The sequence below is a fragment of the Allostigmatella hybrida genome, assembly GCF_020103775.1.
Lineage (GTDB): Bacteria > Myxococcota > Myxococcia > Myxococcales > Myxococcaceae > Hyalangium > Hyalangium aurantiaca.
The window spans coordinates 133,424-149,449 of the sequence record NZ_JAHXBH010000018.1; the positions used below are offsets into that span (position 1 = coordinate 133,424).

Below are 16,026 nucleotides of genomic sequence, written 5' to 3' on the forward strand. Positions count from 1 at the left end.
GTTCACTGCCAGGAACCCCGTTCAGTGGGTTTATTCTCACCTCTCTGTTTGTCTGGACAACCGTTAGAGTGGGGCCGTGGCGAGACTGGTGGCAATGTTCGGCCCGTGCCGGGGCGTAGCGCGAGACTTGGATACGCCCCTCATCGTGGGCCGTGCGGCCGAAGGAGGGCTCCAGCTCCTCGACGAGAAGGTCAGCCGCGAGCATTGCATCATCGAGCCCGCGGGCCCCACGGGCCACGTGCTGAGGGACCTGGGCTCGCGCAATGGCACCTGGCTCAATGGCCAGCTCCTCGTTGAGACCACGCGGCTGCGGCCGGGAGATCACCTCTCGCTGGGCGAGAGCGTGCTCGTCTATGAGCCGCCCTTCGATGCCCTGCGGGCCCGGGACGGCGAGTCCACGCTCGTGCTCACCCGGAGCCCGCCTGCGCCCTCCTGGAACAACCTCTCGCCCTCTCCGGACGTGCTCGCCCGCGCGGGGGAGCTGGCCGTGCGCGCCGCCCTCGCCCCGTCGCCCGAGGCCGCCGCCCACCTCGTCCTGGAGTCCCTCCACTCCGCCCTCCAGCCCTCCGCGCTCACGGTGCTGCGCCTGGGCCTTCAGGGCTCCCTGCGGGCCCTGGTGGCACGGCCCCTGGGCGCGCACCTGACGCTGAGCCGCGAGCTGGTGACCGCGGCGCTGCGCCTGGGCCGGGTCCTCACCATGCCCGAAGTCCAGGCCCTGCCCGAGCCCGACAAACAGATGACCCGCGTGCGCAAGGGCCAGGCCCACGTCCTGTGCGCTCCTTTATATGCGGGTGGGGCCCCCGCCGGTGCGATCTGCGTCCTGCGCGAGAGCCCCTTCCATGACGAGGAGATGGCCCTGGCCGGCGCCCTCGCGGGGGCCGCGGGCCCCTCCCTGTGTCCCGCCGTCGAGCCGTCCTCCCCGGACCGGCGCCGCTACACCCCGCCCGTGGCCGAGAGCCCTTCCATGCGCGAAGCCTTGCGCCTGGCCAGCGCCGCGGCGCAGGCCCAGACCGCCGTGCTCATCACCGGCGAGCGGGGCACCGGCAAGGAGGAGATCGCCCGCGCCATCCACTGTCTGGGCGTCCGGGCCCCCGGGCCCTTCATCGCCCTTCACTGCGGGGCCCTGCGGCCCGAGCATGCCGAGGCCGAACTCTTCGGCCACGAGAAGGGCGCCCTTCCCGGGGAGGGCACCCGGCCCGGGGCCTTCGAGCAGGCGGACGGAGGCACCCTGTTCCTGGACCAGGTGGGGCACTTGCCCGCCCCGCTCCAGGTGAAGCTGCTGCGCACGCTCCAGGACCGGATGGTGCACCGCGTGGGCGGACGCGTGGGCGTCCCCGTGGACGTGCGCGTGGTGGCGGCCACCCACCGCCCCCTCATCGAGGCGGTGCGCGCGGGCACCTTCCGCGAGGACCTCTACTGGCGCCTCAACGGGATGCGCATCCACCTGCCCCCGCTCCGGGACCGGCCCGAGGACGTGCTGCCCCTGGCCGAGCGGTTCCTGTCGCGCTTGAGGCCCCAGATGGGTTGCCACATCCAGGGCTTCACGGACGAAGCCCAGGCCACCCTGCGCGCCCACCCCTGGCCGGGCAACGCGCGCCAGCTCGCCAATGCCATCGAGCAGGCGTTGCTCCTCATGCCGCCCGGAGCGCACATCGGCCCCGGAGATCTCCCCGCCGAGGTGAGGGCCTCCAAGCCCTCACCGTGAAACCGGCAGGGAGGGTAGACGCCTCGGCACGACGGAAAGAGGACCTGCGATGCGGTGGTTGTTCCTCATGCTGGCACTGGGCTGCGGCGCGACGGCCGGGTACCTGGGGCTGTTCCAGAAGAGTTCCTTCTCGGGCTACTCCGGGGAGCAGCTCGACCTGCTGGAGCGGGAGCTGACGGGGGCGCTGGCGTCTTCCCAGCCTCCCTCCCGCCGGAAGGCACCGGCCCCAGGCCTCGATGCGGCCGAGCGGCTTCAAGATGGCCAGCAGCGCATCCAGGCTGAACGCCAGCGGCGGCGGTATTTCGCGCTGGCGCTCGGGGGCATGGGGCTGGCCACGCTCGCCGCCTTCTTCGTCCGGTCAGGCCCCTCCCGCTTCCGCGTGCGGACCTCCTCCGGTGAGGAGGCCCGGCTGCTGGCGGCGGTGGGCAACCCGGCGGTGCTCCAGGAAGGGGCCCGGCAGAAGGCGGCCTCGCTGCTGGGCGTCTCGCCCGAGGCGCCCCCAGCCGTCATCGAGGCGGCGCTCCAGGCCCAGCTCCAGCAACGCGACCCGGCCCGGCTGACCGGACTGGCGCAAGCGCTCCAGGACCAGGCCCTCCGGCGACGCGAGGAGCTCGTCCGGGCCCGGGACTTGCTGCTGAACAAGCCCGGCGCGCCCCCGCCGCCCAAGCCCTGACGCGCGCCCTTACGCGGTGCGCACCAGGGCCACCCACTCCCGGACGCGCTCGCGGAGCTTGTCCGGCTCGAAGGGCTTCTCCAGGCGGGGGTTGCTCACCCGCTCCAGGAAGGACTGGGCCGCCGGGGTATAGGCACCGCCCGTGACGAACACCATCCGGCGCGCCTGCTCGGGGGCGGCCGCCGCGAGCTGCGCGTGCAGCTCCATGCCCGTCATCTCCGGCATCATCAAGTCACAGAGGATGACGTCATAGATGCCCTCCGGGGCGATGAGCATGTCCAGCGCCTTCCGGGAGCTGACCACTACCTCCACGTCATGCTCCCGGGCCAGCGTCCGCCGCAGCGCCGAACTCACCAACGGATCATCATCCACCACCAACACCCGACCTCGCATCGGCACTTCCTCCTTGGGTACCACCGTGCGCTGCACGCGCTCCACCTCGCCACGAGCCCACGGGACGTTCCGCCACCCCGTCCCTCCCCGCTGCTGGGCCCTGCCCGGCGATGTGCCCACCCATCGCCGTGCTGGAAGGATGGCATAGCGCCAACCCGGGCGCCCTGCCTACCCCTCCTCGCCCAGGTGTCCACCATGGACGAAACACCCCCTTGCGGCCCCTCTCCTGAAGCAAGCATGAAGACAGGACGGAGCGGGGGCAATACGGTCCCCGCCCGGACGGACGCGGGGACAGACCCTGGACGGACGAGGATGTTACCCGGTGAAGGGGGTCGGCGGATGAGCGAAGGGGCGTTGTTCACATCACACCTGGGGCAGGTCCACACCCGGTCCCGGTTCCGGCTGTGGGGCGCGGACCTGCTGGACCTGGGCACCGCGGGGCTCCTGGGCTGGGGCGCCGCCCGGGCCCTGGACCTGGAACAGAGCCGCGCCTCCGTGCTGGCCGCCATGGCGGCCCTGTGGCTGCTCGTGGGGATGGTGGGAGGACTGCGGGGGTGGACGCTGGGACGCCGGCTGTTCGACGTTCAACTGGTATCCGCCCAGGGCACCCCACCCGGGCCGCTCCGGGCCCTGCTCCGGGCGTTCACCACCCTGCCGGACCTGTTCCTCGTTCCCCTGTTGCCCGCCCGCCCCCTGGACCGGCTGCTCCAGGTGCATGGGGAGCGCCCCGCCCCGGGCCTGGGTCCCTGGCTCCGGGGACTCTCCTGGCAGCTTCCCTGGGTGGCCGCGCTCGCCGTGGCCCTGGGCTTCATCGCCCTGCCCACCCGGCACGAAGCCTTCTCCTACCTGGACACCACGCTCATCGGCTGGAAGTGCTGCCACGGCTACCGGCGGCACCAGGACACCTGGATGTGCCAGCGCTCGCTCTCCCGCCTCGTGCGCGAGGCGAAGGCGAACACCCCGGAGGCCAAGCCCCTGGTGGCGCAGTGCCCCGAGGTGGCCTCGCGCCTGGCGCCGTGAGGCCGCTCATTCCGGAAAGGCGAAGTCCGCACTCCCCTCGGTGCACTGGAGGCGCAGGGTGCCGGCCGGCACCTCGGGCGCATCAGCCTGGAGGCGCACGTACCGCCAGGCGTAGTCCTTGAAGCCCTTGGGCAACGTGCCCACGGCCAGACGGCGCTTGCCGGACAGGGTCGCCACGCAGCTCGTCAGCGCTTCGTCTTCCCCGTTGTAGAGGGTGATTCTCTTGTTCAGGTGCTTGAGGCCCGAAATCTTCGCGCCCCCCTCCAGCACCCGGACCTTGGCCTCGGCGGACGCAGGCGCGGGCCGGGCATCGGGCAACGCCACGTAGCGAGGCCCCTGCGCCTTGAGCGCCGCGGCATCCAGACGCACCGTGGTGACCCGCCCCACCACCTGCTCCACGGTGGCCTGGCCCAGCACCTTCCGCAGGCCCTTGGGCCCCGAAGGCCCCACCACCTGCAAGACCATCTCCGGCTTGAGGCCCGTGGCGCTCCCCACGGGAATCCCGTAGCCGTTGTTGCCACGCGCGTGCACCTGCACGGCGTTGCTCACCCAGATCCGGGCGGGCGCGGGCACTTTCGGCTCAGGAGCCCCCGCGGGCTGCGTCTCCACGGCATGGGCCACGGGGGCTGGCTCGGCCGAGGCCCGGACGGGCGTGGCGCGGAGCGGGTCCGCTCCCGGCGCACCGGGGGGTGCGTTCCCCGGCGGGAAAGGCGGCGGCCCCGGCGGGGGCCTGGCTCCGGGGGGCCCGCGCTCCGCATGGGGAAAGGGCGGGGGCCCGGGCGGATGCCCCTCCATCCCGGGGGGAGGCCCCCTCCCGGGGCCACTCATGACGTACAGGGTGGCCCCCACGGAGGCGCTCACCAGCCCGAACGCGGCGAACCCCAGCGCGAGCACCATCACCCGCCGCGAGGCGGGAGACACCTGAGACGCATGGGCCGCGGGCGCCAGGGCATCCACCGGAGGCCGGGCATGTCCCAGGCTGCCCTGCATCAAGGTGGCCACCGGATGAATCGGGGCGCTGTCGTCCGCCTGCGGATGCAGGGGACGCACCGAGGTGGCCTCCAGCCCCACCGGGCCCACGCCCGGGGCATGGGGCGGGGCCACCCCCACGGCCGGCAACCCGTGCGCCGTCGGGGACGGGGGCATGGGTTCCGGGCGCTCACGGGAGAGGCTGGAGATGAGCTTGCGCTGCGCGGAGAAGGCCTCGGGGCACACCGCCCGCACGAAGGTGCCCACGTCCTCGGTGCTCAGCGGCACCCCGGACTCCACGAGCTGCGCGTTGAGCGCGCGCGCGAAGTCATCGGTGCGGGCATACCGGTTGTGGGGAAGCGGCTCCAGGGCGCGGCGCACCACCGCCTCGAGCGCGGGGCTGACCTCCGGCCGCACCTCTCGCAGCGAGGGCACGGTGGGGTGGGCCATGGCGGCCATCATCTCGCCCACCGTCCCATGCGGAACCAGGGGCCGACCCGCCAGCAGCTCCCAGAGCACCACCCCGCAGGAGTAGATGTCGCTGCGGTGATCCAACGGCTCGGCCCGGGCCTGCTCCGGGGACATGTACCCCAGCTTGCCCATCACCGTGGCGGGCAGCGTGTACTTGCTGCGCGCCGCGGACTTGGCGAGGCCGAAGTCGATGACTTTGACTTCGCCCTCGTAGGACACCATCACGTTGTGCGGGGACACATCCCGGTGGACGATGCCCAGCGGCATGCCATCCAGGCCCGTCTTGCGGTGGGCATAGCCCAGCCCCTCGGCGATGCGCTGGGCGAGCGAAAGCGCCACCGGCACCGGGAAGGGCAGCCGCTTCTCGCGCGACTGCTCGGCCAGGTGCGCCACATCCACCCCGGCCACGTACTCGAGCGCCATGTAATAGGTGCCGTCCGTCTCGCCCATGTCATACACCTGGGCAATGGACGAGTGGACCAGGTGCACCAGCACCTTGGCCTCGTGGTGGAAACGCTCCAGGAACTGCCCGTCCTTGAGCAAGGTGGGCAGGATGGTCTTCACGATGCACGGCTTCTCGAAGCCCGCCGCGCCGGAAATCCGGGCCAGGTACACCTCGCCCATTCCGCCCTGGCCCAGCAGGTGGACGAGTTCATAGCGTCCGAGGCTGCGGGGCGACTCTGAGAGTTCGTTGGTCATCGTGCCCGGTGAGCGCACCACAGGGCTCACCGGGAGAGCAAGCCCTCCTCCCGAGAAGGGCCGGCCGCTTCAGGCGCGGGCGTGACCCACGAGCTGGGCGCCAAGCTCCTCGGCCGCCACCGGCCAGCCCTCTCCGTCCGGGTTGAAGAAGACCCCCACCGGAATGCCCTCCGCGGCCAGCTCGGGCAGCATCTCCTCCAGCAGCTCGGCCAGCGCCACCCGCCGGGGCGCATAGGCGGCCCACATCCGCGTGGCGCACCGCTGGGCGAACGCGGCCCCCGGCCACAACGGCAGCACATCGTTGCCCTGCGCATCCTGGGCCAGCGCCCAGCCGTTCGCGTACAGGCCCCACACCTCGCCCGACTCGCGGACCCGCTGCACGAACCAGGCATGGCGCCGCTCGGGCGGCAAGGCCCACACCGCCTGGAGCCTCGCCTCGGACATCTCCTGCGTCATCACCCCTCCTGCATCTCCCACGCGGGTGCGCCCCTTGTACCGCAGGGCCCCCTCAAGGCGGCCGCCAGCCCACGCGGGCGTCATCGCCTACATCCAGCGCAGCGCGGTGCCGCTGTCGGTCCAGCGCACGCCCCCGGGAAAGAACCCGGAGCCCGTCCACGGGCAGGTGCAGGCCAAGGCCTCGCTGGACATGCTGGGAAGCTGGCCGTAGACGGGGCCCCGGAAAGGAAGACCATGCTCCGAACCTCCGCTGCTGCCCTCTTCCTCGCGCTGCTGGGATGCGCGTCCCACCCGGGCGCGCACCGCCTGGAGCGCGAGGGCACTGCCACCCTCACCGGCATCGTGGCGCTGTCCACGCCCGGCCTGGAGGTGGGCAAGACCCCCTGCGCCGGGCTGAAGGTCCAGGTGGCCCATGCGAGGGAGCCGGACAACGCCCTGGGCAACCTCCTGGTGAAGCCCAGCCGCGGCCGCTGCCTGTACGTCACCTCGAGCCTGCCCAGCCAGGCGGACCTGGTGCTGACCGTGACGGCAAGCCCCGACTGGCGGTGCGACGCGGGGGCGGCGCCTGTCCTCACGCCGGACCACGTGGAGCTCCGGCTCCGCGACTACGAGACCGCGACCCGGGACTTCCGGCTCACCTGCGGCCGCTAGGGAAACCTCGACCCATTTCCCTTCTTCTCAGCGGGCAAGCAAGCAGCGAAACAGGGGCTGTCACATCCACCCTGGATTGATTTATTCCCCGTGAGCACGGCAAGGTTAACACGCGGACTGGGCGGAGCCTGGCTCGCACGCCGTCCTGCCATGCCGAAGGAGCACCTGTGAAGAAGGCGAATCGTCCGAGCCCCCACCTGCTGGCATTGGCCCTGGTGAGTCTGCTGACGGGCGCGTGTGGATCCGAAGAGATTTTTCCCTCCTTCGATGAGCTGGCGCTGCTGCAGGAGTTGCACACGCTGACGAGGCGCCCACCGGTGGACTCGACGAACCGGTTCGCGGATGACAGCCGGGCGGCGGAGCTGGGCCTGGCGCTGTTCAACGACAAGAAGCTGTCGGGGTGCGGCACGGTCGCCTGCGCGAGCTGCCACGGCGGCGAGGGCAAGACGGTCGACACGGCCTTCGCGGAAGGCTGCGATGGGCACCTGACGGCACGCAACCCGCCCACCACGCTCAACGCGGACTACAACCGCTGGTTCATGTGGGACGGGCGCGCGGACCGGCTGTGGAACCAGGCCATCCTGCCGCTGACGAACCCCTACGAGATGAACTCGAACGCGGACATCGTCCGGGCGCGCCTCACCGAGGCGTACGCCACCTCCTACCAGGACATCTTCGGCAAGACGCCGGAGGAGACGGTGGATGGCAACGAGGTGCTCGCGAACGTGGGCAAGCTGATGCAGGCGTACGAGCGGAAGATCAACCGCACGAACGCGCCGTTCGACGAGGACGTGCGGCGCTTCATCGCCGCCGTGGATGTCAGCCAGGCCCAGGTCGAGGCGGATCCGGCGTTCCTCGGGCTGAAGACTTACTTCCGCAAGGGCCAGTGCATCGTCTGCCACAAGGGCGCGACGATGAGCGACAACCTGTTCCACAACATTGGCGTGAAGGACACGACGCCGAGCGCCGCCGGGCAGTACGTCGCCATGCAGCCCATGCTGGACTGGCCGTTCAACGCCGCGGGACGCTACAGCGACAACAGGACGGGGCTGGATGCGACGCGGCTCCCCGCGATGCAGCTGGATCTGCAGAACAAGCGCACGGAGATGGAGGGGGCCTACAAGACGCCCACCCTGCGCAACATCGCGCTCACCGGGCCGTACATGCACACGGGGGAGCTGGTCACGCTGGGGGATGTCGTCGACTTCTACGACAAGGGCGGCGAGCCCGCGAGCGCGTTCACGGGGGTGAAGACCTCCACCATCGTGGAGCTCAAGCTCACCACCGAGGAGCGGCAGTCCCTCATCCACCTGCTCGAGTCGATGACGGGAACGCAGCAGTAGCGGCAGCGGGTTCGAATCCCGCCGCCTCGCTCCCGAGAAGCCCAGCAATCTTAAAGGGTTGCTGGGTTTTTCTTTGTCCTCGTTTTCTTCGATATGAGGGACCTCAGCGCTCGGCAACCGGGCAGGCAGGCGAGCCTATCCTGTTGACAATTTGCTCTAAGGATGTTACCCATCGTCCTTAGGACGATGGGTAACATCCTACTGACAAAGTCTTGAGAAAAGTTACCTACAGTCAAGCTCTGCTGGAGGAGATGGCTGCAGAGCAGCGGAAGGTCATCTCCGACTGGCGTGCGCTGCTCCTGGTGAGACGTGCGACGCAGCGAATACCGGCTGACGCGCGGCGATGGGAGAGTGCTCCCGGCAGGTTGGAGGAGATCCACGCGATCCTCAAACGCTTGGTCCAGAACGGTGATCTGGGGCCTCTCCAGGGGCTCTCACGCATTTACGAAGCCAAGTCTCCCTTTGTGCAGGCTGGGGGCGTCCGAGAGGAGGAGATCCTCATGGAACTCCACCCCTACGCGGCCTTGAGCCACGTCACGGCGCTCGTCTTCCACGGAATGACGGAGGAGTTTCCCAAGGAACTCCATGCGCTTCTGCCTTCGGGTCATACAGGGGGCATCCTTCCACCAGGGACCCGGGAAGGAGACTGGGAGGGCTTGTGGCTGGGCGTGTCGCTGGTCCGTGGACGCACGGCGGATAAAATCAAGGAGACCCCGATTCGCTGGCACTCCCTTTCGAGGGGCACCGCCTTGATCGGGACAGCGGAATACCGGCCCAACGGGTATCCGGTCCGCGTGACCACCCCCGAACGGACGCTGGTGGATGGTCTGTTGCATCCAGAGTGGTGTGGCGGCATTGGTCCGGTCTTGGACGCGTGGGCACGGACCCGGGACACGCTGGACGTCAACCAGCTGGTCGAACTCGTGGAGCAGTTCAACGTCGCAATCCTCAAGCAGCGCGTAGGGTTCGTCTTGGAACAGCTCGGGCTGACCCACCCCCTGGTGGATCAGTGGCCCGCCCAAGCCAAGCGGGGCGGTTCCAGCAAGCTCTTCGGGGGGGCTCCCTTCAAACCGGATTTCAGTGAGCGTTGGAAGCTGTCGATCAACGCGCCCATTGATGTCCTTGGAGGGACCGGGTGAAGACGACCTATCCTTCGGTGTTCCAGGAAATCCCTGCGTGGGCCGAGCGTCACAGCCTTTCCGTGACAGAAGCCCGGGGACGGTTCACTCAGTACGCCGTGCTCCGGGCGATCGCGGGATCGAGGATCTTGAGCCGCATCCTGGTATTCAAGGGCGGCAATGCCCTCGATTTCGTCTGGCATCCGAATCGGAGCACCAAGGACTTGGACTTCTCCTCTACGGACCCGTCCCTGGATGAGGCGCAACTGCGGAAGCATCTGACCCAAGGTTTGGAGCAGGTTCAGCGCGTGTTGGGGGTCGCTTTCCGCGTTCAAAAAGTCGAGCGCCAGCCGCCAGGCGCGGAGAAGACCTTCGTCACCTATGCCGTCACCATCGGGTATGCGCTTCCCGATGAGCCTCGGAACCAGGAGCGCATCGCCAAAGGGCAACCCTGCCCGAACATCATCCCCCTGGACATCAGTCTCAATGAGCCCATTTGCGATACCCAGGACATTGATGTTCAGGGGGTGAACCTGCTCCGAGTGAGTACGGTCAATGACATTGTCGCGGAGAAGCTTCGAGCACTCCTCCAGCAGCCGATTCGCAATCGGAACCGCAGGCAGGATCTGCTGGATATCGCAGTGCTTTTACGGTCGGACGTAGATCTCGATACCGCACGTGTCTCCGAGTATCTGAAAAGGAAAGCCGAGGCGCGGGAGGTGCGGGTCTCGCGGGCTGCCTTCAACCATGCCGAGGTCAAGAACCGGGCACTCGTGGACTACGACGCCCTCAAGGGTTCGACCCGCGCGTCGTTCATTCCCTTCGAGAAGGCGTTTCAGCAGTTGCTGGCGTTCGTGGGCAAGCTCGACATCCCCGATGATTAGAAGCGCCTGTTCCTTCAGTCTACGGGCTTCTCGCAGGGCCTGTTCATCCGCCCCCTGCTCGTCACATCCGCCCTGAGCTCTCCCTCTCTTTCTGGAGATCGGGGAACTCACCATGAAGACGAGACTGGCCGCATTCCTTACGCTCGCGATCCTCGCCGCCGCGCCCGCGGGGGCGGACGAGGACGACGGCGAGCAGGTACGCCGGGAGGCCACCGGGAAGCTCATCCAGCTTCTGGACCAGACAAGCTCCGCCCTTTCGGGGGCCGGCGCGAGCACTGGCACCTCGGAGCTCGACTCCGCGCTCGGCTACAACACCGAGATCGCGTCGCAGTTGGAGCAGCTCCGGAACGCGCGCGGCGAAGACGACGCCGCGAAGCAGATGACCGAGGTCTGGCCGGGCAAAACCCAGGAGCTCCGCCGCTCGCTCGAGCTCCTCAAGCAGGTGAAACAGCAGCAGTTCTCGTTCGACCCACTCCCCGCGGCGTGCAAGACCACCGAAGACCAGCTCATGGGTACGGTGCGGGCGTACCTCAACGCCCCTGATGACGCCGAGGAGGGCGTCCAGACCGTCACCGAGCGGGCCGAGAAGTTCGCCGCCGAGACGCGCCAGCAGCTCGAAGCCGCGGAGCGGACGTTGGGCGAACAGGAGCGGCTCCTCGAGGAGTCGAAGCGCTTCTCGTTCGACGAAGGCAACTGGCGGGCGGTCCGCGATCGCGTCCAGGAGACAGCGGGTGCCATGCAGGGGCACATGAAGACCCGGCTCGAGGAGTCGAGGACCGCGTGCGGCAATCTTGCCCAGGGCCTGAACAACCCGGAGGTCGTGAACGCGCTCAGGATGCTCAAGGATCGGGACCTGCTCGTGAAGACGACCCTCGAGCGCATCGCTGGGGATTATGAGGCGTGGAAGAAGGAACGCCGCGACATGAAGCCCGGCGGAAAGTTCCGCCAGGAGAACGCCGACAAGCTCCTCCAGGCGTTCTGCGATCAGGACGAATACCAGCTCGCCGACCGCGTGCAGCGGGTGGCCGATGAGGTGGCATCAACCATGGGGAACTTGCAGCGCCTGTACCTCGAACGGCTCCAGCGGCTGCTGGACGACCTGAAGGCCTTCGAATCGACGAAGACCCCTGCCCTCAAGGCCGAGGTGAGCCGCCAGAAGCGGAACATGACCGCGGCCTACAAGCGCCTCGAGGAGGCGGGGAACCTGGGGATCCTCCGCGGCAGGAACAACCCCATGGTCAACATGTACCTCGAGAACGGGAACAAGAAGCACCTCGCGCTCCAGACCGGCTGCACGGCGATGGAGTACGAAATCCCAGGAGGCCGGATCGACTGTGTGAACATCTCGGACGGTTCCTGCGAGGTAATTGAGATCAAACCGAACAGCCCCACCGGGCGCTCCGCGGGCGAGGAGCAGATTGCCAAGCGGAAGACCGTCCTCGAGGAGCTGCACAGGAACGACGGCCTTCCAGAGTTGATGAAGCGCTGCGTGAAGGACGGGAGCCTGCACATCCGGTACCAGGTGCAGTACTACGAGTACTGCCCCGTGGGGATCGAGAACATCGACGTGCTCACCGAGGACGCCGACGAGTAGCTAAAGTCGAGCCATGAACGACTTTCTCAACGCGACTGTCCTCATCACCGGCGCGGCTTCCGGCATCGGCGCCGCAGCCGCGACCCGGCTCGCCGCGGGCGGCGCCCAGAAGCTGATCCTCGTCGACCGCGACGAGGACCGGCTGCGCGGCTTCGCCGCTTCGCTGCCATGCGAGCGGCAGGTGCTCATCGGCGACGTGGCGGACGAGCAGCTCTGGGCCGGCGCCAACCTGACCGGGCTCACCCATGCGCTGGTGAATGCCGGTATCGCAGCGAGCGGTCCCATCGCCGAGACCTCTCTGGCCGAGTGGCGGCGCGTCATGTCGGTCAACCTCGATGGCGCGTTCTTGACGCTTCAAGCCGCCATGCGCGCGCTCCTTCAAGGCGGGCGCGGTGGCGCCGTGGTGCTGACGGCCTCCGTGGCTGGGGTGAAGGCAGAGCCGGGGATCGCAGCGTATGCGGCGTCCAAGGCGGCGGTCATTCAGCTTGCCCGGGTCGCCGCCAAGGAAGGCGCCCCCAGCCGCATCCGCGTGAACGCGATCGCGCCCGGCGGAGTCGAGACGCGGATCTGGACCGAAGTGCCGATGTTCAAGGAGATGGCCGGGAAGATGGGTGAAGAAGCGGCGTACAAAGCCCTGGCCTCGGCCGCCACCCCGCTCGGCCGGTTCGCCAAGCCCGAGGAGATCGCCGAGCAGATCGCCTTCCTGCTGTCCGAGCACACGGGATACGTGACCGGCACCTGCCTGGTCAGCGATGGCGGCTACTCGCTCTAGCCATGCGCCCCGGCTCAGGAGGACTTGCGCGGGCCCGTCCTCTGTATTTGCTTGGCCAGGGCTGCCGCCAGGTCCTTGGGCGTATAGGGCTTCAGCAGCACCATGGCGTCCGGCAGGCCCGATTCCGTCAATCCCGCGTCATCGCCGCTGGCGAAGATCACCCTCAAGTGCGGCCAGCGGGCGACGGCCTCGCGCGCCAGCTCCGCGCCCGAACGCCCCGGTAGCCCCACGTCGGTCAGGAGCACGTCCGCCGGGTGGGCGGAAAGCGCGGTGAGCGCGCTTCCGGCGTCCTGGGCCTCCACCACCACGTGCCCCTGCTCCATCAGGTGCTCGGCCGTGTTCAACCGGATGAGTTCGTCGTCTTCGACCAGCACGATCGTCAGGCGGCGTGGCACGTCCTGCGCTGCCGGGCTCGGCGCGGGCGCCTCGGCCTGCTGCTGCTTGACCAGCCGGTGCTGCGCTTCGTTGCCCAGCACGTGCCGCACCTTCCGGGCCAGAGCCTCGCGCGTGTAGGGCTTGGAGAGCAGCTCCACCCCCGCGTCCAGCCGCCCGTGGTGGACGATGGCGTTCTCGGTGTAGCCCGAGGTGAACAGCACCCCGATATGAGGGAGGCGCTCCTTGGCCTTGCGGGCGAGGTCCGGGCTCCGCAGCGGGCCGGGCATCACCACGTCCGTGAACAGGAGGTCGACCGGGATTCCGCTGTCGATGACGCTCAGCGCGCTGGCCGCATCCCGGGCCTTGAGCACCCGGTAGCCAAGCTCGGAGAGCAGGCCAACCGCGGTCTCCCGCACGTCGTCGTCGTCCTCGGCCACCAGGATGGTCTCGGTCCCGCCGCGCACCGGCGCCTTGCTGATGTCGGTGAGAACGTCCTCGCTCTGGGCGACGCGCGGCAGGTACAGCTTGATGGTCGTGCCCTCGCCGACCTCGCTGTAGATCTTGATATGGCCGCCGGACTGCTTGACCAGTCCGTGGACCATCGAGAGCCCCAGACCGGTCCCTTTCCCTTCCGGCTTGGTGCTGAAGAAGGGCTCGAACACGCGCTCCAGGATGTCCGCAGGGATTCCAGAGCCGGTGTCGGTGACGGCGATCATCACATATTGACCGGGCTTCACCTCCTCGTGCTGGCGCGCGTACTCGCCGTCCAGCTGGGCGTTGCCCGCCTCGATCGTCAGCCGGCCACCGTTCTGCATGGCGTCCCGGGCGTTGATCGCCAGGTTGAGGATGGCGTTCTCGATCTGATTCGGGTCGACCAGGGTGTTCCACAGCCCCCCCGAGACCACGGTTTCGATCTCGATGTCCTCGCCCAGCGCCCGCCGCAGCAGATCATCCATGTTCTTCAGCAGGCGGCCCAGGTGCACCACCTTGGGCTCCAGCGGCTGACGGCGGCCGAAGGCCAGGAGCTGCGAGGCCAGCTTCGAGCCTCGCGCCACCCCGGCCAGGGCGTTCTGTACGCGGGTCTCGGCCCGGGCGTTGCCGGTGATGTCCTTCGCCAGCAGCTGCAGGTTTCCGCTGATCACCTGCAGGAGGTTGTTGAAGTCATGGGCGACGCCCCCCGTGAGCTTGCCGAGGGCCTCGATCTTCTGGGCCTGGCGGAGCGCCGCCTCCATCTCCCGCCGTTCGGCCGTCTCCCGCCGCAGGCGCTCGAGCGCGTCCGCCAGTTCGTCCGTGCGCGCCGCGACCCGCTGCTCGAGCGTCTGGTTCAGGTGCTGCAGTTGCTCTTCGGCGCGCTTCTGGTGCGTGACGTCGTAGCCGTCGACGAAGATGCCGGACACTTTGCCGTCCGGCGCCAGGATCGGCTGGTAGACGAGGTGGACGAAGCGCTCCTCCAGCGCAGCGCCGCGCGTGCGCTGGAGCATCACCGGCATGTTGCGGCCCACGAAGGCCTCGCCCTTCGTATAGACCCCGTCCAGCAGCTCGAAGAAGCCCTGGCCCGCGACCTCCGGCAGGGCCTTGCGCACCGGAAGGCCGTTCAGGTCGCGGTGGCCGGCCAGCTGCAGGTAAGCGTCGTTGACCAGCTCGAACACGTGGTCCGGGCCGGACAGGATGCACATGAAGCTGGGCGCCTGCTGGAACAGCGCGCGGAAGCGGTCGCGCTCCTGGGTGCGCAGCTCGACCTCGGAGGTCAGCTGCGCGTTGGCCTGGCGCAGGACCTCGGCCGCCTTCTGGCGCAGCTCCACGGCCTCTGTCAGCGCCGCGGCCCGCTGGCGCGCGGCTTCGTGCGCCTCGGCGCTGGCCAGGCTGGACGCCACCTGCCCCACCAGGAGCTTCAGGAACGGCACATAGCTCTCGTCCACCGGGCGGTAGGGGTTCAGCCCGACGATCATCGCTCCTCGCGGGCGCTCCCCCCCCTGGCCGATCAGCGGAAGCACCGCGGCGGTGGCCGGAGGACGGTTCCAGGCGCCCGCCGGCAGGGCCTCGCAGTCGCAGAGGTCCGCCGTCACGTGGGCCTCGCCGGCCCAGATGGAGCTCAGGTCCCAGATGCCGCCGCGGGGGGCCAGGGTCGCGGGCGCGCAGCCATGGCCGGGCGCAATCCCGGTCGCGCAGGCCAGATGCCCCTGGCCCTCCTCGTCGAACAGATAGGTCAGGCTGAAGGGGAGATCATGCAGATTGCCGCCGAGCCCCTCCCGGACAGCGTCGAGCACCTCGGCCCGGCTCGAGGCCGGAGCAAGCCGGGAGGCCAGCGTGCGCAGCGAACCCAGGCGGCGCTCGCTGATCACCCGGTCCGTCTCTTCCGAGACGGCGCAGAACACCCCTTCCACCTTGCCGCTGTCGCCGAGCAGCGGGCTATAGGAGAAGGTGTGATAGGTCTCCTCGGGATAGCCGTTGCGGTGCAGGACCAGCAGCAGGGCCCGGTCCCAGGTCGCCTCTCCCCGCTCGTAGACGGTCTTCAGGCGGCCCTTGATGTCGTCCCAGATCTCGGGCCACAGGAGCTGGGTCGGCATCCCGAGCGACTTCGGGTGCTTGACGCCCAGCGTCGGCCGGTAGGCGTCGTTGTAGAAGAAGTGGATGTCGGGGCCCCAGCCCAGCCACATCTCGAACCGCGAGGTGAGCAGCAGCCGAAGGGCCACCTTCAGCGCGTTCGGCCAGTGCTCCGGCGCGCCCAAGGAAGTGGAGGCCCAGTCGTGGGCCCGCATCAGCTTGGCCATCTCGCCGTCGCCAACAAAGATGTCGCCGTAGGGTTCCTGCTGCTGATCCTTCGATGTCAAGGCAACGCTCTCCGCTGTGGACGGAGCATCATTTAGCCGCAGAGACAGGCTGCCACTACCCCGAAATGCAGG

Annotated in this window: 14 protein-coding genes; 10 read left to right on the top strand and 4 right to left on the bottom strand. The window is 68.9% G+C overall.

Translation table 11 applies throughout. The annotated features are described in order from the left end of the window. Nucleotides 1-127 precede the first annotated feature (127 nt). Nucleotides 128-1,705 carry a sigma 54-interacting transcriptional regulator gene (locus KY661_RS24660; protein WP_263437324.1) on the top strand — a complete coding sequence of 526 codons (1,578 nt, stop codon included), beginning with the start codon at nucleotides 128-130 and terminating at the stop codon, nucleotides 1,703-1,705. A gap of 49 nt (nucleotides 1,706-1,754) precedes the next feature. Continuing rightward, entirely contained in the window at nucleotides 1,755-2,378 is a 624-nt protein-coding gene (locus tag KY661_RS24665; protein WP_225412544.1) for a hypothetical protein, read from the top strand. A gap of 9 nt (nucleotides 2,379-2,387) precedes the next feature. Here KY661_RS24665 and KY661_RS24670 read toward each other — a convergent pair whose 3' ends face one another. Beyond that, nucleotides 2,388-2,771 (bottom strand): response regulator, encoded by a 384-nt coding sequence (locus KY661_RS24670; protein WP_083423348.1) that lies wholly within the window; start codon nucleotides 2,769-2,771, stop codon nucleotides 2,388-2,390. Nucleotides 2,772-3,125: 354 nt separating this feature from the next. Here KY661_RS24670 and KY661_RS24675 point away from each other — a divergent pair, with 354 nt between their 5' ends. Then, complete coding sequence (locus tag KY661_RS24675; RefSeq protein WP_225412545.1) at nucleotides 3,126-3,791, top strand: RDD family protein; 666 nt, start codon at nucleotides 3,126-3,128, stop codon at nucleotides 3,789-3,791. A 6-nt stretch (nucleotides 3,792-3,797) separates the two neighbouring features. On the opposite strand, the gene KY661_RS24680 is transcribed toward KY661_RS24675, so the two are convergent. Further along, nucleotides 3,798-5,960, bottom strand: a complete 2,163-nt coding sequence (locus tag KY661_RS24680) for a serine/threonine protein kinase (RefSeq protein ID WP_225412546.1) — start codon at nucleotides 5,958-5,960, stop codon at nucleotides 3,798-3,800. 39 nt (nucleotides 5,961-5,999) lie between these two features. Further along, nucleotides 6,000-6,386, bottom strand: a complete 387-nt coding sequence (locus KY661_RS24685) for a DUF2750 domain-containing protein (protein ID WP_225412547.1) — start codon at nucleotides 6,384-6,386, stop codon at nucleotides 6,000-6,002. Between the two features lie 34 nt (nucleotides 6,387-6,420). Between KY661_RS24685 and KY661_RS24690 the strand changes: the two genes are divergently transcribed. From KY661_RS24690 to KY661_RS24720, 7 genes are all read left to right on the top strand, one after another. Further along, entirely contained in the window at nucleotides 6,421-6,597 is a 177-nt protein-coding gene (locus KY661_RS24690) for a hypothetical protein (protein WP_225412548.1), read from the top strand. A 23-nt stretch (nucleotides 6,598-6,620) separates the two neighbouring features. After that, the gene (locus KY661_RS24695) at nucleotides 6,621-7,037 is read left to right on the top strand and encodes a hypothetical protein (protein ID WP_075008729.1); all 417 of its coding nucleotides are present in this window, start codon (nucleotides 6,621-6,623) and stop codon (nucleotides 7,035-7,037) included. 167 nt (nucleotides 7,038-7,204) lie between these two features. Further along, nucleotides 7,205-8,380 (top strand): cytochrome-c peroxidase, encoded by a 1,176-nt coding sequence (locus KY661_RS24700; RefSeq protein WP_225412549.1) that lies wholly within the window; start codon nucleotides 7,205-7,207, stop codon nucleotides 8,378-8,380. Nucleotides 8,381-8,631: 251 nt separating this feature from the next. Continuing rightward, the gene (locus KY661_RS24705; protein ID WP_225412550.1) at nucleotides 8,632-9,519 is read left to right on the top strand and encodes a type IV toxin-antitoxin system AbiEi family antitoxin domain-containing protein; all 888 of its coding nucleotides are present in this window, start codon (nucleotides 8,632-8,634) and stop codon (nucleotides 9,517-9,519) included. Then, complete coding sequence (locus KY661_RS24710; protein WP_225412551.1) at nucleotides 9,516-10,382, top strand: nucleotidyl transferase AbiEii/AbiGii toxin family protein; 867 nt, start codon at nucleotides 9,516-9,518, stop codon at nucleotides 10,380-10,382. Before KY661_RS24705 ends, KY661_RS24710 begins: the two co-directional genes overlap by 4 nt. Before the next feature lie 112 nt (nucleotides 10,383-10,494). After that, nucleotides 10,495-11,976 carry a hypothetical protein gene (locus KY661_RS24715; protein WP_225412552.1) on the top strand — a complete coding sequence of 494 codons (1,482 nt, stop codon included), beginning with the start codon at nucleotides 10,495-10,497 and terminating at the stop codon, nucleotides 11,974-11,976. 13 nt (nucleotides 11,977-11,989) lie between these two features. Then, nucleotides 11,990-12,748 (top strand): SDR family NAD(P)-dependent oxidoreductase, encoded by a 759-nt coding sequence (locus tag KY661_RS24720; RefSeq protein WP_225412553.1) that lies wholly within the window; start codon nucleotides 11,990-11,992, stop codon nucleotides 12,746-12,748. Nucleotides 12,749-12,762: 14 nt separating this feature from the next. Here KY661_RS24720 and KY661_RS24725 read toward each other — a convergent pair whose 3' ends face one another. Next, nucleotides 12,763-15,954 (bottom strand): response regulator, encoded by a 3,192-nt coding sequence (locus KY661_RS24725; RefSeq protein WP_225412554.1) that lies wholly within the window; start codon nucleotides 15,952-15,954, stop codon nucleotides 12,763-12,765. Nucleotides 15,955-16,026 lie beyond the last annotated feature (72 nt).